This is a genomic window from Franzmannia qiaohouensis (assembly GCF_031451695.1).
Lineage (GTDB): Bacteria > Pseudomonadota > Gammaproteobacteria > Pseudomonadales > Halomonadaceae > Franzmannia > Franzmannia qiaohouensis.
The window spans coordinates 137,753-156,073 of the sequence record NZ_JARWAM010000006.1 but is presented as its reverse complement, the minus strand read 5'-3'; the positions used below and the strand labels follow the sequence as shown (position 1 = coordinate 156,073).

Genomic DNA, 18,321 nt, shown 5'->3' with positions numbered 1-18,321 from the left:
TGGCTATATTGTACCCCTATAAGATCAGGTCAAGACTACCATGCCAACCCCAAGGAACAGGAGCATGGCATGGTTACCATCACAGAGCGGGACTCGAGTTCGCGTTCATCCCGGCAGCGGGCGAGTATCAAGGAGTGGGCCGGCCTGGCGGTGTTGGCATTGCCCACGGCACTGCTCGGCCTCGATGTCACTATTCTTTATCTGGCGCTGCCCGCCCTGGCGGCGGATCTGCAGCCGAGCAGCACCCAGGCGCTGTGGATCATGGATGCCTACGGCTTCATGATCGCCGGCTTCTTGATCACCATGGGCACCCTGGGTGACCGCATCGGCCGTCGCCGGCTACTGATGATCGGTGCCGTGGCCTTCGGCGTCACTTCGGTGATCGCGGCCTACTCCACCAGCGCCGCCATGCTGATTGCCGCCCGCGCGGTGCTCGGTGTGGCCGGTGCGACGCTGATGCCGTCGACCCTGGCGCTGATCAGCAACATGTTCGGCGATGTACGCCAGCGCGCCCTGGCCATCGGTATATGGGCCACCATGTTCGCCCTGGGCATGGCGCTGGGGCCGGTGGTGGGTGGCGTACTGCTGGAACGCTTCTGGTGGGGCTCGGCCTTTCTGGTGGCGGTGCCGGTGGTGGTCGTACTGCTGATCGCGGCGCCGATGCTGCTGCCGGAGTATCGTGCTTCTCGCAGTGGCCCGCTGGACTTCACCAGCGTGCTGCTCTCGCTGGCGGCGATTCTGCCGGCCGTGTATGGCGTGAAGGAGATCGCCAAGGCGGGGCTCGAGCCCATTTCGATTCTGACGTTAGCGCTGGGTGGGGTAATGGCGGTCGCCTTCGTGCGCCGTCAGCAGCGCCTGGCCAATCCGCTGCTCGATATGCGGCTGTTTGGGAGTCGCACCTTCAGCGCAGCACTGATCGTACTGCTGGTGGGCCTGGTCGGCGTTTCCGGTGTCATGCTGCTGGTAACTCAGTATCTACAGTTGGTGGCGGGGCTTACGCCGTTGGCGGCCGGGCTGTGGATGGGGCCGCCGGCGCTGATGATGGTACTGGCGGGCATCGTGGCACCGCTGATCGCGCGACGTATTCGTCCTGGCTATGTGGTGGGCGCCGCCCTTACGCTCTCGACGCTGGGCTACTGGTTGCTGGCCAGTGTCGACGTGAATTCCAGCGGAGTGGGCATGGCGATCGCCGGGTTCTCGCTGGTCTATCTCGGCCTGGGTACCATCGCTGCGCTGGGCACCGACCTGGTGGTAGGCGCGGCGCCGGCGGAAAAGGCCGGTTCGGCCTCGGCCATGTCGGAGATGGTGCAGGAGTTGGGCGTTGCGCTGGGCGTGGCCCTGCTGGGCAGTCTGGCCACCTTCGTCTATCGCGCCCAGGTCAGCGCGATGATGGCCGATAATGGCGCTGCCGAGGTGGCGGGCATCGTGGAGGAGAGCCTATGGGCCACCGTTGCGGCTGGCGAGAGCCTCCCCGCTGGCGTATTGCTGGAAGCCCAGCAGGCCTTCACCGCCGGGCTGAACGTGACCGCCACCGTGGGCGGCATCGCCATCCTGGCGCTGGCGATGGTCTCCATCGTCAGCTTGCGCCATGTCGGGGCGATAGGCGGAGAAGCTCAGGAGCGATCGGACGAAGAAGGCGAGCCCTGCTCGCTCTGCTAGGCCGAACAACTAGTCAGTGCGTTCCAGCTCGCCATGGCGCAGTCGGCAATGGCCTGCAGTGTTTCTCTTGAGGCGCCGTCACGGGCCTGAATCGACATGCCGTGCTGCAAAGTGACGTAATAATTGGCGATTGCCGTGCAATCGCTGGAAGCGGGCAACTCGCCTTCCTCTACAGCACGCCTCAGTCGGCGCTCCAGCAGGCAACCGTTGGCCTGCCGGTGCGCCTTCAAGGCATCGCAGACCTGTGAGTTGGCGCCCTGCATCTGCGGGGCGGCAAGCACGATCATGCAGCCCCGTGGCGTCGCACCGCGCGTGAAGGCCTCGGCCGTGGCATGCAGCACATGTTTGATGGCAGCGCGTGCCGTCGGCGCTGTTTCGACCTGCTCCCAGATGCCGCTACCCTCCGTGCGTACGTAGAGCTTTACCGCTTCCTGGAAGAGTGTCTCCTTACCGCCGAAGGTAGCGTAGAGGCTGGGAGCGTTAATGCCCATGGCTCGGGTCAGGTCGGCAAGCGAGGCGTTGTCGTAGCCCTGGGACCAGAACACCTCCATGGCACTGCGCAGGGCTTCTTCCCTATCGAAGCCGCGGGGCCTACCGCGTTGGGGCATGTCTTGCTCCTTTTTGTATCGATAACTACAAAATATCTTGACAGCGACTCGCATGTCTAGCCATTTTGTTTATGTAATGACCACTACATAAATCAAGAGAACGGAGGCAAGGCATGCAGCGAATGAATGGCAAAGTCGCGTTGATCACCGGTGGCAGCCGCGGTATCGGTGCCGCCATTGCCCGGCGGCTGGCGGCGGAAGGGGCAAGTGTGGCGGTGACCTACGTCAGCGGCGAAGCCCAGGCGCAGACAGTGGTGGACGAGATCGTCTCGGCGGGTGGCCGTGCTATGGCGATTCGCGCCGACAACCTTGACGACGCAGCGCTCAAGGCGGCCGTCGAGCGCACGGTGGCCAAGTTAGGTGGGCTGGATATTCTGGTCAACAATGCGGGTATCTTCCCGACCGGGTCTATCGAAGAGGTTACTTTGAAAGAGCTGGATCGTACGATCGCGATCAACCTGCGGGCGCCCGTCGTGGCTGCCATGGCGGCGGTGGGGCATATGCCAGAGGGCGGGCGCATCATCACCATCGGCAGCAACCTCGCCGTTCGGGTGCCCTGGCCCGGCATCAGCCTGTACGCCATGAGCAAGGCGGGCCTTGTGGGGCTGACCAAGGGGCTGGCGCGGGACCTCGGGCCGCGCGGTATCAACGTCAATATCGTGCATCCGGGTTCCACCGATACCGACATGAACCCCGCCGATGGAGAGCTCTCCGATCTCCAGCGCAGCTTGATGGCCATACCTCGCTACAACGAGGCCGACGACGTGGCCGGCCTGGTGGCCTGGCTGGCGGGGCCGGAAGGACGTTCGGTGACCGGTGCAGAATTCACCATCGACGGCGGTGCCAATATCTAGCCAAGCGCGCGAAGCAGTCTGCTTATTGCAAGACCAGCTCGACTCGACGGTTTTGCGCGCGGCCGGCGTCACCGGCATTGCTGGCTATCGGGGCGAGCGATGCCACTCCTCGGGCATCCAGCCGGGCGGCGTCGATGCCGTCGAGAGCGCTCAGGGCTTCGACGACGGCATTGGCGCGCCGTTGTGAGAGTTCGAGGTTGTAGTCGAGGCTGCCCTGGTTGTCGGTGTGGCCAACGATATAGACGGCCAGTTCCGGTGCGCTGCGCAGCAGCTCGGCCATCTGTTCGAGGGCTTCGGCCGATTCCGCCTCGATGGTGGCGCTGTCGGCGGCGAAGAAGATGCCATCGACGATCACGCTACCATCGGTATCGAGGGCAGCCTGTAGGGCGCTGGCATCCTTGACGCTGACCTGGCCGAGCTGCAGCGGCTCGCTCTCGACCACGATCTGCCGCACCAGTGTCCTGTTATTGGCACGGTCTTCCATAAAATAGAGGAAGACGTGGGCCGTACCTTGCGCGTCGGCACGCTTGGCCAGCAGCGCGCGGAAGCTCTCATTGAATGCGGCTCTATCGAAGCCCCGTGGGAAGACTACACCCAAGTTGAGTACGTAGCGGCTGAACCCGAATCCGCACTGGTCGGAGCCGGCACAGCTGAAGAGGACGTCGAAATTTCCTTCGGCCAGGGTGGCTTCATAATTTCGGGCGACTTCGAGGGCGCTATGCGCGACGGGTAGTCGGTAGCCGATACGGGTCACGCGGCCTTGGAGCTCGAGTTGGTTGTCGACTGCTCTGGCATTCGCGATCGGGCCACTGGGCAGCGTCGCGACATCGTAGTTGGAGGCCTGGTAGGCGCTGATGGTGGCATCACCGAATCGGCCGAGTAGTGGATGGTCGGCGGAGCCTTCGATATCGGCAATGGCGGGCGTCGAGCAGGCAAGCAGCAGTGCGGCGAGATGAGTCAGTCGCTTCAGTTCCATCTGATGTTTCCTGATTGTCGTTATTGTTGCTTGCATATTTAAGATGCTTTTTTATCGCCGTATCGACCGCCGATGTCCAGTGCTTGATCCCATTCGGTACCAGTTACAGGCCACGCTGCGCGTGGCCTGTTGGCTATCAGGCGTCGACCAGGTCCTCCTCGAGATTCTTCGCCCATGCCATGACCAATGCGTCGATCTCCTGCTCGGCCTGGGCCAGCGAGGCCTTCAGACGTTCGTCGCCGAACTCGTCGTACTCCACCGCGATACCGTGCACGTTCTCGAAGCCCAGGTAGCCGAATACGGTGCGGATGTGCGGCTCGACGTGGTTGGTATGGGCCATACGCTCGCCTGGCGCGTAGCCGTAGTCGCCCCGGGAGCTCAGCACCACCAGCCGCTTGTGCATATCGGTCAACATAGGCCAGTAGGGCAGCCCCTGGCGCGAGCGATCGAAGCCGAAGGTGCGCCCGACCCGCACGATGTTGTCGATATAGGCCTTGAAGCCGGCCGGGACGCCGAAGTTGTACATCGGTACGCCAGCAACGATCAGGTCCGCTTCGAGTAGCTCGTCGACCAGCGCGTCGCTCTCGGCCAGAACGTCGTGCATCCAGGATTCGCGCGTCTCCGGCTTGGTGAAGGCGGCATGGATCCACTCTCCGCTGACCGGATGAGGCGGATGCTGGCCCAGGTCGCGATAGAGAATGCGGTCACCGGGACGGGCCTTTTGCCATTGCTCGACGAAACGAGCGCTAAGACGACGCGAGTGGGAGCCGTGAGGATCGATCCCGGAGCGTCCGGGGCGCGCGCTGGCATCAAGGTGGAGTAGGGTGGTCATGGGTCATCTCCTGTTAACTGCGTTCATCGATAGTGATGTGCAAGTGACAGGATCCATGCCATTACAATGGGCTGACAAACGATCTATTCTTGGAAGATGAATAAACTCAGCTTTCCTATAGTGCCCTCCAGGGTAAGCCTCCAATGAATCGACGCCAGTTGCCACTTTCCCAGCTGCGCGCCTTCGAGGCGGCGGCGCGACATCGCAGTTTCAAGCAGGCCGCCGAGGAGCTGGGCGTGACCCCGGCGGCCATCAGTCAGCAGGTAAGGGAGCTGGAAGCGCTACTTGATGTGGCCCTGTTCGAGCGGCGCGTCCGCCAGGTGGTGCCGACGGCGGCGGCGGAACATCTGTATCCGGTGTTGTGCCACGGCTTCAACGCCTTCGGTGAAGCCCTTGAGGCGCTGCGCGAGCAGACGGCGCCGGCCAGCGTCACGCTCTCCTGCACCCCAGCCTTTGCCAGCCACTGGCTGTTGCCGCGGCTGGCCTACTTCCATGAACGGCACCCAGATATCGACTTGCGCATTCACGCCAGCGAAGTGCCCCTGGATTTATCGCGCGATGCCGCGCTGGCGATTCGCTACGGCATGGGGCCTTACCCGGAGTATGAGGCGGAGGTGCTGGCGGAGGACAGCTTTGCCCTGGTGGCCAGCCCTCAGCTGGGGCTGAGCGGGTATGAGGATCTGCACAGGGTCCGACACATCGTCTTCGACTGGTACTGCGCTACGCTGGGCCTGCCGTCTTGGCAGCACTGGTGCCAAGCGGCGGGTGGCAGCATCGCCGACCTGGGCGCGAGCCTGACCTTCTCCGACGAGAGCCATGCGATCCAGGCCGCCATTGCCGGCCAAGGCGTGGCGCTGCTGAGCCAAACGCTGGTGAGAGATGAACTTGAACGTGGCGTGCTGCAGGTCCCCTTCGGACCAAGGCTTCCTGGGCTGCGTTATCAACTGATTCGGCACAGCCGCTTCGCTGGCCATGTTGCCCTTGAGCGGGTGGCCGAGTGGCTGCGAGGGGCTTTTGCAGAAGCGCCGAATAAGGGGACGGAGTGGTGAGAGTGCTCGAGCTCTGGCTGGCCTTCGTGGCCGCTTCTGTCCACGCCGCGTGCCCAGCGCGGCTTCAATCTACCGGGTGGTTCGCTGCTTTCGGGCGCGGGGGGTGTGGGCGCTGCTGGCCAGGCGCCCGATCTGAGCAGTCGCCGGAGCCGAATGCTGTGCAGCGCCACGTCTCTTGGACAGCGTCCGAGAACTGTCTGCTAGGGTGCAATTCGGCGTACGCCTTCGGCCAGTTCGCGCACTAGGCCATGAACCGCCTCGACGGCGCCGCGCCGGGGCTCGGCGCTTTCAATGCGCTCTACCAGGGCCGAGCCGACGACCACGGCGTCGCTGAACCGACCAATCGCTGCTGCCTGTTCGGCACTGCGAATGCCGAAACCGACCGCTATCGGCAGGTGGCTATGCTCGCGCAGATGGCCCACCATGCGCTCGACATCGTGAAGTGCCGGGGCGAGGCCACCGGTAATGCCATTCACCGAGACGCAATACAGGAAGCCTGAGGCATTCTCCAGCACCCGGGGGAGCCGTTGGCTGTCGGTGGTCGGCGTGGCGAGGCGGATGAAGGCAATGCCGTGCTCCCTGGCTGGCAGGCATAGCTCGGCGTCATGCTCGGGTGGCAGGTCGATCACGATCAAGCCGTCGACACCGGCGTGGGCGGCATCTTCCAGGAATTGCGCCACGCCGTAGCGGTAGATGGGATTGTAGTAGCCCATCAGCACCAGCGGCGTTTGCGTATCCTGCTGGCGGAAGGCATGCACCATCTCGAGCGTCCCGGCCATGTTCTGTCCACTCTCGAGGGCGCGCTGTGCGGCCTTCTGGATCACCGGGCCGTCGGCCATGGGATCGCTGAATGGCATGCCGAGCTCGATCACATCGGCGCCAGCCGCCGGCAGTCCCTTGAGGATATCAAGCGAGGTCTCGACGTCGGGATCGCCGGCGGTGATGTAGGTCACCAGCGCTGGCCTTTGCGCCGCCTTGAGCGCGGTGAAACATTTGTCGAGGCGAGTGGCGTCGTGCATGGGTGTTTCCTTGGCAGCGTTCATTGGTAGTCCTCACCGAGGTGATGGGCGACGCTCATCATGTCCTTGTCGCCACGTCCGCTCAGGTTGACCACCATGAGGTGGTCGCGGGGTAGTGTCGGCGCGCGCTTGGCGACCTCGGCCAGGGCATGGGCCGACTCCAGCGCCGGGATGATGCCCTCCAGGCGGCAGCAGCTCTGGAACGCCTCGAGGGCTTCGTTATCGGTGATCGAGACGTAGTCGATTCGCCCCTGTTCGTGCAGCCAGGCGTGCTCTGGACCGATGCCCGGATAATCGAGCCCGGCAGATATCGAGTGGGCATCGACGATCTGCCCATCTCCATCCTGCAGCAGGTAGGTGCGATTGCCGTGCAGTACACCGGGCACACCGCCGGTGAGGCTTGCTGCGTGCATGCCGGTCTCGACGCCCTTGCCGCCGGCCTCTACGCCGATCATTGCGACCGTCGCGTCGTCAAGGAAGGGGTGGAACAAGCCCAAGGCGTTCGAGCCGCCGCCGATGCAGGCGACGAGAGAGTCGGGCAGACGCCCCTCCTGTTCGAGGAGCTGCGCGCGAGTTTCGCGTCCGATCACCGCCTGGAAGTCGCGCACCATGGCGGGATAGGGGTGCGGCCCCGCCACGGTGCCGATGATGTAGAAGGTGTCGTCGATGTTGGTCACCCAGTCGCGCAGGGCCTCGTTCATCGCGTCCTTGAGCGTGCCGGTACCCGTTGTGACCGGGACGACATCGGCGCCGAGCAGCTTCATGCGGAACACGTTGGGTTGCTGGCGCTCGATATCCGTGGTGCCCATGTAGACGATACATGGCATGCCGAAGCGTGCCGCCACGGTGGCCGTGGCAACGCCGTGCATGCCGGCGCCCGTCTCGGCGATGATGCGTGTCTTGCCCATGCGCTTGGCCAGCAGGATCTGGCCGATGCAGTTGTTGATCTTGTGCGCGCCGGTATGGTTGAGCTCCTCGCGTTTGAAGTAGATCTTTGCTCCGCCGAAGTGCTCGGTCAGGCGCTCGGCGAAGTAGAGAGGACTGGGCCGTCCGACGTAGTCGCGCTGGAAGTAGGCGAGTCGGGACTGGAACTCGCGGTCGCTCTGGGCCGCGTCGTATTCGGCCTGAAGCTCGGCAATCAGTGGCATCAACGTCTCGGGGACGAAGCGACCGCCGAAGCGGCCGAACATGCCATTGGCATCAGGCTGCATCGAGTCGTCGGTCATGGGGCACCTCGCAGGGATCGTGGGAAGTCATGCAGCGAAGCTAACGCAGACAGGCGGGGTGAAAAATCGATAAGATGGCTGCTTTATGTGAGCCTGAGTCACAGATCGATGCTAAACACCATGCCCTCCCTCAGCGCCTTGCGCGCTTTCGAGGCCACCGCGCGCTTGGGCAGCGTCACGGCTGCAGCCAATGAACTTAGCGTGACCCACGGTGCGGTCAGCCGACAGCTGCGTAGCCTCGAGGAACATTTCGGCGTGGCACTGTTCGCCAAGGCAGGCCGAGGCCTGGAACTCACGAGTCACGGGGAGCGGCTACAGCGCAGCGTAGGCGAGGCCTTTGCCCGCTTGCGCGATGGCTGTGCCCAGTTGAAGCGCGATGTCGAGGCGGCACCGTTCATCCTGGCCTGTCCGGGCACTCTCCTGGCACGCTGGCTTATCCCGCGGCTCGATCACCTGCATCGTGAGTTGCCAGAACTCAAGCTGCATGTCGTCTCCAGTGCGGGCGACGCTACCCCTGGAAGGGACGAGGTAAGCGCGACGCTGACCTTTTCTGAACCGCCGTGGCCGGCGGGCGTGGAGGTAATCGAGTTGTCGGCAGAGCACATCTGCGCGGTCGCGAGTCCGCAGCTAGCCGCTCGGTTCGATCCGCAGCGGCCGGCAACGCTGTTTGACGCCAAGCTGCTGCATACCGCCTCGCGGCCTCAGGCCTGGCCGCAGTGGGCCCACGCACATGCACTCGACTCGATGCGCCTCGATCGGGCGTTGACCGAAGGGCAGGGCTTCGACCACCTCTACTATCTGATGGAGGCGGCAGTGGCGGGGCTGGGTGTGGCGATAGCGCCCCGACTGCTGGTCGAGGATGACCTGCGGACAGGGCGCCTCGTCGCACCCTGGGGGAGCGTCGAGACACCCGCTCGGCTGTGTCTGTGGCTTGCCCCCAGCGACCATCAAGAGCGCAGTGCTCGCCTGGTCGAATGGCTCAGGCGCGAGCTGAACGATATGCACTTGTCGCGATAAGCGACCTCTCCACTGGGGGCGCCACGGCGAAATACGTCGACAGTGGCACCTTTTCCAGGGCGTTCTATCCTTTCCGGTGACCGGGACGAGGTGTCGATCAAGGAGAGGCCAATGTTTACGTTCGAGATTTGGGTCGCCTATACCGCAGCCTGCATTCTGCTGGTGCTCGCTCCGGGGCCGGATAACCTGCTGGCGGTGGGACGCGGCCTGAGCCAGGGGTGGCGCGCGGCCTGGACCTCGGGGCTGGCCTCCGGTACCGGGATCCTCTTGCATGTCCTGGCGGCGACCTTCGGCCTGACCCTGCTGCTGCAGACCTCGGAGCTGGCCTTCTGGGTGGTCAAGGCGCTCGGTGCCGGCTACCTGATCTGGCTCGGCATTCGGGTACTGAGGGCGCGTAACCTGATCCACTTCGCTCCCGCCCGGCGCCAGCCGCTGTCGCGTATCTTCGCCATCGGTTTTCTCTCTGCGGCCCTCAACCCCAAGCCGGGGCTCTTCGTGCTGGCCTTCATTCCGCAGTTCGTCGATCCGACGGCGGGTTCCGTCACGGCGCAGATGCTGGTCTACGGTGTCTGGTTCGCCGCCCTGACCGCGGTGGGCTTCTCGCTGATGGGGGTATTTGCGGCGCGACTGTCCGCCTGGCTGCAGGCGCGACCGCGGGTGGTCGCCGGCCTCAACGTCGGTGCCGGCCTGACCTTCGTAGTCACGGGGCTGTCGGTGGCGGCCATGAAGCAACGCTGACGCCAGCTGGCGATGTCGAAAGACGCCGACCTGTGACGATAGAGGGGTGATCAGGGCGCGTCGCCCTGCCAGGCAACCGGGAGAACCGTCATGCAATATATGCTGATGTGCTGTATCGATGAAGCGCTATGGGAAGGGCTGCCGGAAGCGTCCCGCGATGCGGTGATGCACGACTACCAGGCGCTGATCCAGGAGATGGTCACCAGCGGCGCCTACCGCGGCGGGGCTCGGCTGCAGTCGGTAGAGAGCGCCACCACGCTGCGCGAGCAGAATGGCCAGGTGGTGACGCATGATGGGCCCTTTGCCGAGGCGCGCGAGCAGTTGGGCGGTTTCCATGTGGTGGAGTGTCGCGACCTCGACGAGGCACTGGCGCTGGCCCGGCGCATTCCGCCACTGCGCGTCGGGGGCTCGGTCGAAGTGCGGCCGGTGGACCCCGCCTACCGCCTGTAGGCGATGAATCTCGACGCACTCTATCGTGAGGCTCATGGCCGCCTGCTGGCCGGCCTGATTCGCCGATTCAACGACTTCGCCCTGGCCGAGGATGCCCTGCAGGCGGCCTTCGAGGCCGCCATGCGCCAGTGGCCGGAGCAGGGTACGCCGCCCAGTCCGCTGGCGTGGCTGGCCGCCACCGCCCGACACAAGGCGCTCGACCAGCTGCGCCATCGCCAGATGCTCGAGCGCAAGCAGGGCGAGCTGGTCGTGCATCTCGAGCAGACCCTGGGGGAGCCGCCGGCGCCGGATGACGATGATGTGCCGCTGGACAGCCTGCGGCTGATGTTTACCTGCTGCCACCCGGCGCTTGGGCGCCCCGCCCAGGTTGCCTTGACCCTGCGTACCCTGGGCGGCCTGACCACCGAGGAGATCGCCCGGGCGTTCATGCTGCCGGTACCGACCCTGGCCCAGCGGTTGGTGCGCGCCCAGGCCAAGATTCGCGATGCCGGCATCCCCTTCGAGGTGCCGGATGACGACGCCCTCAACGATCGCCTCGACGCGGTGCTGGCGGTGATCTACCTGATCTTCAGCGAAGGGTATGCGGCCAGCGGCGGCGAGCGCCTGGTACGCGAGGAGCTGTGCCACGAAGCCATCCGCCTGGGCCGACTGCTGGTTGGCCTGCTGCCCGCCGAGCCCGAGGCGCGGGGCTTGCTGGCCTTGATGCTGTTTCACGATGCGCGCCGTGAGACGCGTCTCGATGAGAATGGCGATATCGTGCTGCTGGAGGATCAGGCACGTTCGCGCTGGGATCGCGAGGCGATCGAAGAGGGCCGCGCCCAGCTCGACTCGGCGTTTCGGCAAGGTCCGCTCGGGGCTTATTGCGTGCAGGCCGCGATTGCCGGACTGCACGTCGAGGCGCCAAGTGCCGCCGACACCGACTGGCGACGCATTGCAGCGCTCTACAGTCTGCTCTACGCCATGCAGCCGACGCCGGTGGTGGCGCTGAACCGTGCCGTGGCGATCGCCATGGCCGACGGGTTGGAAACCGGCCTGGCGCTGCTCGATGAGATTCACCTGCCGGGCTACCATCTGCTGCCGGCGGTACGCGCCGACCTGCTGCGGCGCCTGATGCGCCATGACGAGGCCGCCGTGGCCTATCGCGAGGCGCTGGCGCTATCGACCCAGGCCGCCGAGCGGCGCTTCCTCGAACGCCGCCTGGCCGAGGTGCAGTCAGCCCTCGGCTGACTCGGCTAGGGCGTCGAGCCAGGCGTTGATGCGCGAATCGCTGAAGAACGCCACCAGCCGCTCGGCGGTGATCTCGCCGATGCCTGCCCCGGCGCGCCAGTCGGCCGCGGAGCGCTGACGCAGTTCGGCCAGGGTGACATCGCCATTGGCGTCTTGAAGTGCCGCGGGCGCTACCCTGGGCATCCCCAGGGCTGCCAGCCAACGTGGTAGCGACTGCTCGGCGCTGTCGGCAAACAGGGCGTGCCACTGCGCGGCGCGCACCTCGCCGACGCCGTGGGCCTGGCGCAGCTGCGCGGGACTGAGGTCGCGCCAGTCGAGCAGATCCTTGAGTAGTCCCGCGTCGATCAGGCGCTGCCAGCTGCCTTCGCCGAGGCCGGCCATGTCCAGGCCGTCCGGCCCGGAGAGCCACGTCAGCCGGGCCAGAAACTGGCTCTCACAGCCGGGCGTCAGACGCAGGCAGCTGAGGTGGTGATATGTCTCGGCGTCAGGGACCTCCAGCGGCGGGCGCGGCTGGCGGTGGGTTAGTACGGCCTCGAATTGAGGGATGGTCAGTCCGGCGAGCCGAATCGTGACGTGGTCGCCGGGTCGGATGTCGTACTGCTGCCACTGGCGCAGTGAACCAAGGCTGACGCGGCGTATCGTGCGGTCGTCGAGGGCGGTGGGGTAGAGCTGCAGCACCGGAGTGATCTGCCCGGTGCGGCCGACCCGGAACTCGACGCCGCGGACCTCGGCCAGCGCCTGCTGAGCGGGGTGTTTCCAGGCCGCCGCCCAGGCCGGCGGTGCCGGCTGCCAGGTGTGCGGGGCGGGCCGCTGGCTCTGCCGCACCACTACGCCGTCGGTGGCGAAGGGCAGGGCGCCGCGATACCAGCGCTGGCGCCAGGCGGCCACCTCATCGGCCTGCGTCACGGCCTGGGTCATCGCCACGCTATCGCTGAAGCCCCAGGCGGCAAGCCGCTCGAGGCGCTGCTGCATGTCGGCTGGGCCATCCGGCCAATCCCAGACGAATAGCCCCACCCGAGCGGCAGCCTCATGCTGCCAGGCGTGGCGCGCCATCAGGCCGATGATGGCGCTGCGCGCCCCGGCACTGCCGTGTTCGGCCTGAACGTGCTGCTCGAGGCGCTGATAGAGCTCGCCCTGCAGTACCACCCTGGGGGGATAGGGGGCCGCCAAGCGTTGCGCAACGTGGGGCGCCCGGCGTAGATGCGCCAGCCAGTCGCTGCCGCGCTCGCCGTCGCCACGGCTGATCGCCTGCACCAGCTGACCATCGTCATAGACCAGCGTCACGGCCACGCCGTCGACCTTGGGCTGCACCCACAGTGAGTGTGCCCGGCGGCGCTGCATCCAGCGCGCCACGGCGTCGCGGTCGTCGAGCTTGGCCAGGCCGGTCTGGGCCACCGGGTGCTCGAGCGGCCCGTCGGGTTCATGCGCCGTGACGACGGATGACTCGCCGCTGCAGGCCTGCCAGCGTGCCAGCCGCTGGCGCGTCTGGTCGTAGAGGCTATCGTCGACCAGCCGCTCGCCGCGCGCGTAGTAGGCCGCGTCCCACTCGGCCAGCCGCGCCTCCAGCTGGGCGCGGCTGGCCTCGTCGATGGGCCGGCATTCGTCGGCCAGCAGCGGCCAGGCGAGGCTGCTCAGGAGGGCGAAGATAAGGAGCCGCGCGCGGCGGCGCAGTGGTCGCCCCGCGGTGAGGGTCGAGTCGGTGAGCATGCTGACATCCCTGTCGCTGCCGTGCGTGGCGCGGCGTTGATATCAGCATAGTCGAATACACAAACGCCTGCCCCGCCAGGGTGGCGGGGCAGGCGGGCAGTGCGTGGTGCGAGTTAGCGGCGTTCGGACAGCAGGGTGTAGTCGAGCAGTACCTCGGCGCTTTCCAGCAGCTTGGCGCGCTCGGCGGGCTCGCTCTCCTCCTGATCCTCGCCGCGGGCGTCGACCCAGTCGTCGAGCAGGTCGAGGCCTAGCGCGCGACGGCGGTCATTCTCGAGGCCCAGTTGGCGGCTCTCCAGCTCTTCCATCTCACGCTGGCGCTGCTCGCGGTTGAGGCTGACGCTGGTCTGCTCTTCGCGCAGCTCGCGGGCCAGCTCGGCCTGGGACTCGAGGTAGATGAAGTTGGGATGACTCTCCACGCGCTCGCGGTGCTGTGCGCTCAACTCTTCGAGATAGCGCCACGGTTCGCCGTAGTTGCGGTACTGCACGGCGCGCACGGTGTCCCACTCCAAGGCGTTGTCGAGGGCGCTCTCGCCGATGATCTCGGGGTCGAGCAGGCTGGGGAACACGATGTCCGGCTCCACGCCGCGATGCTGAGTACTCTCGCCGGAGATGCGATAGAACTTGGCGCGGGTCAGCTTGACCTGGCCGTGGCTGAGGTCGTCGATAGTCTGAACGGTGCCCTTGCCGAAGGTGCGGTTGCCGAGCACCAGGCCGCGGCCGTAGTCCTGGATGGCGCCGGCGAAGATTTCCGACGCCGAGGCCGACAGGCGGTTGACCAGCACACCCAGCGGCCCCTCGTAGAGGCTGCCACTTTCGGTGTCGCCGTAGAGGCTGATCCGGCCGCGGGCGTCGCGTACCTGAACGGTGGGGCCGCGGTCGATGAACAGGCCGATCAGCGAGTTGGCCTCCTGCAGTGCGCCGCCGCCGTTGTTGCGCAGGTCGAGGACGATGCCATCGACGCCCTGCTCCTTGAGCGATTCAACCTCGCGGGCCACGTCACGGGTGGTGCTGCGATACTCGTCCTCGCCGGCCTGCCAGGCATCGAAGTCGACGTAGAAGGTCGGGATCTTGATCACCCCGACCCGGTGGTCGCGGCCGTCACGGCGGATTTCGACCACTTCGCTGCTGGCTGCCTGGTCCTCCAGGTTGACGGTATCGCGGGTGATCTCCACCACCCGTGAGCGGGTCATGTCGACGGCCTGGGCGGGCACTACGTCGAGACGCACCACCGAGCCCTTGGGGCCGCGGATCAGGTCGACCACTTCATCGAGGCGCATGCCGATGACGTTGACCATCTCCTCTTCGTCATCCTGGCCCACGGCGATTATGCGATCGGCCGGTTCCAGCACGCCGGCGCGCTCGGCGGGGCCGCCGGGCACCAGGCTCGAGACCTTGACGTACTCGCCTTCGCTCTGCAGCAGCGCACCGATGCCTTCCAGCGACAGCCGCATCTGGATGTCGAAGGACTCACCCTGGCGCGGCGACATGTATTCGGTGTGCGGGTCGATGGTGCTGGTCATGGCGGCCATGAACAGCCCGAAGATGTCTTCGCTGTTGGTCTGACGCACCCGGGAGAGCTGGCCCTCGTAGCGCTGGCGCAGGTTGTCGATGACCTGTTCGTCGTCGAGGTCGTTGAGGATCTGGCTGAGGGCGGCATTCTTGAGCCGCTTGTGCCATAGCTCGTCGAGCTCTGCCTGGCTCTCTGCCCAGGGCGCCTCGTCGCGGTCGAGCTCGAGACGGTCATCGTCGTCGTAGGTGTAGTTCAAGCCCTCGTCGAGGCGATCGAGAATCCAGTTGAGCCGCGACTCCAGGCGCTGCTGATAGCGGCTGTGCAGGGCGAAGACCGGTTCCAGGTCGCCATCGTAGAGCACGTCGTCGAGACGACGTTCGAGGTCGCGAAATTCATCGACATCGGCCTGGGTGAGATAGGCCCGTTGCCCGTCGAGCACGTCCAGATAGCGCTGGAAGGCCTCCCGCGACCAGGCCTTGCCGAGGCTCACATCGGCATAGTGGCCATAGCGTAGCGATTCGGCGACCTCGGTGGCAGCCTGACGTTGAGCGTCGGAGGGTTCGGGTTGGGCATGGATCGCGGTGCTTAGCGTCAGCACCAGCACAAGGGCACTCAATTGCCGAATGGCTGCAATCAGGCTCATCAATGAAGCACTCCCGGTTTCATGTACACTTCTTCCCTAGACCAGCGTCCGGCACCTGAGTTGCCATGGCCGAGCCGGCATTGTATCAGCCTGCGTCGCCGGACACAGACTCTTAGATGAGGATGATCATGCCCCACGACGCTACATTGGAACGATTGCTGTCCTTTCTGCAAGCATCTCCGACGCCTTGGCACGCCACAGCCAATATGGTGCGGCGTCTGGAACGTGCCGGCTACCGTCGCCTGGAGGAGACGCAGGCTTGGCAGCTCAGCCCCGGAGAGCGGGTCTATGTGACCCGCAACGACTCCTCGATCATCGCCCTGCAGCTGCCTAGCGAACCGCTCAGCGCGCTGCGCATGATTGGCGCCCATACCGACAGCCCGGGGTTGCGTCTCAAGCCCAATGCGACGCTGCACCAGCAAGGCTGGCTGCAGCTCGGGGTGGAAGTCTACGGCGGGGCGCTGCTTGCGCCGTGGTTCGACCGCGACCTGGGGCTCGCCGGCCGCGTTCATGTGCGCCGTGAGGATGGGCGCCTGCAGGGCATGCTGCTCAACGTCGAGCGACCGGTGGCGATCGTCCCCAGCCTGGCGATTCACCTCGACCGCGAGGCCAACAACGGCCGTGCCATCAATCCCCAGACCCAGATGGCACCGGTGCTGCTGCAGGGCGGCGGGGAACAGGGGCTGGAGGCGCTGCTGGGGCGCTGGCTCTACGAGCAGCACGGCCTGGAGAAAGCCGAGGTGCTGGACTTCGAACTGGCGCTCTACGATACCCAGCCGCCGGCGCGGGTCGGGGTCAACGGTGAGCTGATCGCCAGTGCCCGCCTCGATAACCTGCTGTCGTGTTTCATCGGGCTCGAGGCGCTGCTCGACGCGGATGGCCAGCAGGGCGCGGTGCTGGTAGCCAACGACCATGAAGAAGTGGGCAGTGCCAGCGCCTGCGGTGCCCAGGGTCCGTTCCTGGCCGACGTGCTGCGCCGGGTCTGCGAACAGCTCGGCACGCCGGGAGAAGAGCCGTTCGTCCGGCTGATTCAAGCGTCAAGGATGATCTCCTGCGACAACGCCCACGCGCTGCATCCCAACTTCGCCGACAAGCACGATGCCGCCCACGGGCCGGCGATCAACGGCGGGCCGGTGATCAAGGTCAACGCCAACCAGCGCTATGCCACCAACAGCGCCACCGCGGCCATGTTCCGCGACCTGTGCCGCGAGGCCGGGGTGCCGGTGCAGACCTTCGTGACCCGCGCCGACATGGGCTGCGGTAGTACCATCGGCCCGATCACCGCCACCGAGCTCGGCGTGCCGACGCTGGATGTGGGCGTTGCCCAGTGGGGGATGCACTCGATCCGCGAGACGGCCGGCAGCCGCGATGTCGCACACATGATTCGTGCCCTCAAGGCCTTCCTCAATCGCCCCACGCTGAGCTGAGCTGGCGCTGGCCGCTCAGGCCAGCGCAGATCTTAGCTGGATGCCGAGCTGCTGTTCCTGAACGCAAAAAACCCGCTGCCGGAGCAGCGGGGTAATCGATTCGTGGTGGCTACGCCCTGATTCGAACAGGGGACCCCATCATTATGAGTGATGTGCTCTAACCAGCTGAGCTACGTAGCCAACGGGGGCGAATTATATGGATAAGATCATGATCCGTCAATACTTTTAGGCTTAGACATTGAAGCGGAAGTGGATCACGTCGCCATCCTTGACCACGTACTCCTTGCCCTCCAGGCGCCACTTGCCAGCATCCTTGGCGCCCTGTTCGCCGCCCAGCTCGACGTAGTCGTCGTAGCCGATCACTTCGGCGCGAATAAAGCCCTTCTGGAAGTCGGTATGGATTACGCCTGCGGCCTCGGGGGCGGTGGCGCCGACCTTGACCGTCCAGGCGCGCACTTCCTTGACCCCGGCGGTGAAGTAGGTCTGCAGGTCGAGTAGCGCATAGCCGGCGCGGATCACGCGATCGAGCCCCGGCTCCTGCATGCCCATCTCGTCGAGGAACATGGCGCGCTCCTCGTCATCCAGCTCGGCGATCTCGGCCTCGATCTGGTTGCATACCGGCACCACTACGGCGTTTTCTTCAGCGGCGATCTCGCGTACCACGTCGAGGTAGGGATTATCGTCGAAGCCGTCTTCGTTGACGTTGGCGATGTACATGGTTGGCTTGAGGGTCAAAAAGCCGAAACTCTTGAGCTGCTTCTTTTCGTCGTCATCGAGGCCGACGCTTCTCAGCGGCAGGCCTTCGGCAAGGTGCGGCTGGATGCGGTCGAGGATAGCCTTGGTGGCGATGGCGTCCTTGTCGCCGCCCTTGGCGATTTTGGTCAGGCGCTGAATGGCGCGCTCGACGGTGTCCAGGTCGGCCAGCGCCAGTTCGAGGTTGATGGTCTCGATATCGGCGCGCGGGTCGACTTCGTTGGCGACATGGATGACGTTGTCGTTGTCGAAGCAGCGCACCACGTGGGCGATCGCCTGGGTCTCGCGAATATTGGCCAGGAACTTGTTGCCCAGCCCCTCGCCCTTGGAGGCACCGGCCACCAGGCCGGCGATATCGACGAACTCCATGGTGGTGGGCAGCACCTTCTGCGGTTTGACGATCGCCGCCAGCTTGTCGAGGCGCGGGTCGGGCATCGGCACGATGCCGACGTTGGGCTCGATGGTGCAGAACGGAAAGTTCTCGGCGTCGATGCCGGACTTGGTCAGTGCATTGAAGAGCGTAGACTTGCCGACGTTGGGCAGGCCGACGATACCGCAGTTGAAACCCATAGTCTGTTCCTGAGAATTCTGTGTCGAGAGGCGGGAAAAGTTGGCGACATTGTACG

At 65.4% G+C, this 18,321-nt stretch carries 16 protein-coding genes and 1 tRNA gene; 8 read left to right on the top strand and 9 right to left on the bottom strand.

Features of this window, described 5'->3' with window-relative positions; translation table 11 throughout:
- The first annotated feature begins 69 nt into the window (after positions 1-69).
- On the top strand, positions 70-1,659 hold the full coding sequence (locus QC821_RS09805) for an MFS transporter (protein ID WP_309720352.1): 1,590 nt from the start codon (positions 70-72) through the stop codon (positions 1,657-1,659).
- Here QC821_RS09805 and QC821_RS09800 read toward each other — a convergent pair.
- Positions 1,656-2,267 carry a TetR/AcrR family transcriptional regulator gene (locus tag QC821_RS09800; RefSeq protein WP_309720349.1) on the bottom strand — a complete coding sequence of 204 codons (612 nt, stop codon included), beginning with the start codon at positions 2,265-2,267 and terminating at the stop codon, positions 1,656-1,658. The two genes, QC821_RS09805 and QC821_RS09800, sit on opposite strands and share 4 nt — an antisense overlap.
- A 113-nt stretch (positions 2,268-2,380) precedes the next feature.
- Between QC821_RS09800 and QC821_RS09795 the strand changes: the two genes are divergently transcribed.
- Complete coding sequence (locus QC821_RS09795; RefSeq protein WP_309720346.1) at positions 2,381-3,121, top strand: SDR family NAD(P)-dependent oxidoreductase; 741 nt, start codon at positions 2,381-2,383, stop codon at positions 3,119-3,121.
- Positions 3,122-3,143: 22 nt separating this feature from the next.
- On the opposite strand, the gene QC821_RS09790 is transcribed toward QC821_RS09795, so the two are convergent.
- The gene (locus QC821_RS09790; protein WP_309720343.1) at positions 3,144-4,097 is read right to left on the bottom strand and encodes an OmpA family protein; all 954 of its coding nucleotides are present in this window, start codon (positions 4,095-4,097) and stop codon (positions 3,144-3,146) included.
- A gap of 136 nt (positions 4,098-4,233) precedes the next feature.
- Entirely contained in the window at positions 4,234-4,929 is a 696-nt protein-coding gene (locus QC821_RS09785) for an FMN-dependent NADH-azoreductase (RefSeq protein ID WP_309720341.1), read from the bottom strand.
- Positions 4,930-5,072: 143 nt separating this feature from the next.
- Between QC821_RS09785 and QC821_RS09780 the strand changes: the two genes are divergently transcribed.
- Complete coding sequence (locus tag QC821_RS09780; RefSeq protein WP_309720338.1) at positions 5,073-5,978, top strand: LysR substrate-binding domain-containing protein; 906 nt, start codon at positions 5,073-5,075, stop codon at positions 5,976-5,978.
- A gap of 200 nt (positions 5,979-6,178) precedes the next feature.
- On the opposite strand, the gene trpA is transcribed toward QC821_RS09780, so the two are convergent.
- Positions 6,179-6,997: a tryptophan synthase subunit alpha gene (gene trpA / locus QC821_RS09775; protein ID WP_309720335.1), complete on the bottom strand. Its 819-nt coding sequence runs from the start codon at positions 6,995-6,997 to the stop codon at positions 6,179-6,181.
- A gap of 20 nt (positions 6,998-7,017) precedes the next feature.
- Positions 7,018-8,223, bottom strand: coding sequence for a tryptophan synthase subunit beta (trpB, locus tag QC821_RS09770; protein WP_309720332.1), 1,206 nt, complete (start codon positions 8,221-8,223; stop codon positions 7,018-7,020).
- A gap of 120 nt (positions 8,224-8,343) precedes the next feature.
- On the opposite strand from trpB, the gene QC821_RS09765 reads away from it, so the two are divergent.
- The 4 genes from QC821_RS09765 to QC821_RS09750 all read left to right on the top strand — a co-directional run bounded on the left by QC821_RS09765 (position 8,344) and on the right by QC821_RS09750 (position 11,655).
- A complete protein-coding gene (locus QC821_RS09765; protein ID WP_422720101.1) occupies positions 8,344-9,240 on the top strand; it encodes a LysR family transcriptional regulator in 897 nt (298 codons plus the stop codon).
- 111 nt (positions 9,241-9,351) lie between these two features.
- Positions 9,352-9,978, top strand: coding sequence for a LysE family translocator (locus tag QC821_RS09760; RefSeq protein WP_095621988.1), 627 nt, complete (start codon positions 9,352-9,354; stop codon positions 9,976-9,978).
- 90 nt (positions 9,979-10,068) lie between these two features.
- Positions 10,069-10,428 carry a YciI family protein gene (locus QC821_RS09755; RefSeq protein ID WP_309720325.1) on the top strand — a complete coding sequence of 120 codons (360 nt, stop codon included), beginning with the start codon at positions 10,069-10,071 and terminating at the stop codon, positions 10,426-10,428.
- A 3-nt stretch (positions 10,429-10,431) separates the two neighbouring features.
- On the top strand, positions 10,432-11,655 hold the full coding sequence (locus tag QC821_RS09750; RefSeq protein WP_309720322.1) for an RNA polymerase sigma factor: 1,224 nt from the start codon (positions 10,432-10,434) through the stop codon (positions 11,653-11,655).
- Here the strand turns inward: QC821_RS09750 and ligB are convergent.
- Positions 11,641-13,362, bottom strand: coding sequence for an NAD-dependent DNA ligase LigB (ligB, locus tag QC821_RS09745; protein WP_309720320.1), 1,722 nt, complete (start codon positions 13,360-13,362; stop codon positions 11,641-11,643). The two genes, QC821_RS09750 and ligB, sit on opposite strands and share 15 nt — an antisense overlap.
- Before the next feature lie 113 nt (positions 13,363-13,475).
- On the bottom strand, positions 13,476-15,515 hold the full coding sequence (locus QC821_RS09740) for a carboxy terminal-processing peptidase (RefSeq protein WP_309720317.1): 2,040 nt from the start codon (positions 15,513-15,515) through the stop codon (positions 13,476-13,478).
- Positions 15,516-15,643: 128 nt separating this feature from the next.
- Between QC821_RS09740 and QC821_RS09735 the strand changes: the two genes are divergently transcribed.
- Positions 15,644-16,942: a M18 family aminopeptidase gene (locus QC821_RS09735; RefSeq protein WP_309720314.1), complete on the top strand. Its 1,299-nt coding sequence runs from the start codon at positions 15,644-15,646 to the stop codon at positions 16,940-16,942.
- 103 nt (positions 16,943-17,045) lie between these two features.
- On the opposite strand, the gene QC821_RS09730 is transcribed toward QC821_RS09735, so the two are convergent.
- Positions 17,046-17,122, bottom strand: a tRNA-Met gene (locus QC821_RS09730).
- Between the two features lie 51 nt (positions 17,123-17,173).
- Positions 17,174-18,265, bottom strand: a complete 1,092-nt coding sequence (gene ychF / locus QC821_RS09725) for a redox-regulated ATPase YchF (RefSeq protein ID WP_309720311.1) — start codon at positions 18,263-18,265, stop codon at positions 17,174-17,176.
- Positions 18,266-18,321: the final 56 nt, after the last annotated feature.

Bases quoted from the DNA above. Each gene is read 5' to 3' on its own strand.
- QC821_RS09755 (WP_309720325.1), top strand. From the start codon at position 10,069: ATGCAATATATGCTGATGTGCTGTATCGATGAAGCGCTATGGGAAGGG.
- ligB (WP_309720320.1), bottom strand. From the start codon at position 13,362: ATGCTCACCGACTCGACCCTCACCGCGGGGCGACCACTGCGCCGCCGC.
- trpB (WP_309720332.1), bottom strand. From the start codon at position 8,223: ATGACCGACGACTCGATGCAGCCTGATGCCAATGGCATGTTCGGCCGC.
- ychF (WP_309720311.1), bottom strand. From the start codon at position 18,265: ATGGGTTTCAACTGCGGTATCGTCGGCCTGCCCAACGTCGGCAAGTCT.
- QC821_RS09735 (WP_309720314.1), top strand. From the start codon at position 15,644: ATGCCCCACGACGCTACATTGGAACGATTGCTGTCCTTTCTGCAAGCA.
- QC821_RS09760 (WP_095621988.1), top strand. From the start codon at position 9,352: ATGTTTACGTTCGAGATTTGGGTCGCCTATACCGCAGCCTGCATTCTG.
- QC821_RS09800 (WP_309720349.1), bottom strand. From the start codon at position 2,267: ATGCCCCAACGCGGTAGGCCCCGCGGCTTCGATAGGGAAGAAGCCCTG.
- QC821_RS09785 (WP_309720341.1), bottom strand. From the start codon at position 4,929: ATGACCACCCTACTCCACCTTGATGCCAGCGCGCGCCCCGGACGCTCC.
- QC821_RS09805 (WP_309720352.1), top strand. From the start codon at position 70: ATGGTTACCATCACAGAGCGGGACTCGAGTTCGCGTTCATCCCGGCAG.
- QC821_RS09790 (WP_309720343.1), bottom strand. From the start codon at position 4,097: ATGGAACTGAAGCGACTGACTCATCTCGCCGCACTGCTGCTTGCCTGC.
- QC821_RS09750 (WP_309720322.1), top strand. From the start codon at position 10,432: ATGAATCTCGACGCACTCTATCGTGAGGCTCATGGCCGCCTGCTGGCC.
- QC821_RS09795 (WP_309720346.1), top strand. From the start codon at position 2,381: ATGCAGCGAATGAATGGCAAAGTCGCGTTGATCACCGGTGGCAGCCGC.
- QC821_RS09765 (WP_422720101.1), top strand. From the start codon at position 8,344: ATGCCCTCCCTCAGCGCCTTGCGCGCTTTCGAGGCCACCGCGCGCTTG.
- trpA (WP_309720335.1), bottom strand. From the start codon at position 6,997: ATGCACGACGCCACTCGCCTCGACAAATGTTTCACCGCGCTCAAGGCG.
- QC821_RS09780 (WP_309720338.1), top strand. From the start codon at position 5,073: ATGAATCGACGCCAGTTGCCACTTTCCCAGCTGCGCGCCTTCGAGGCG.
- QC821_RS09740 (WP_309720317.1), bottom strand. From the start codon at position 15,515: ATGAGCCTGATTGCAGCCATTCGGCAATTGAGTGCCCTTGTGCTGGTG.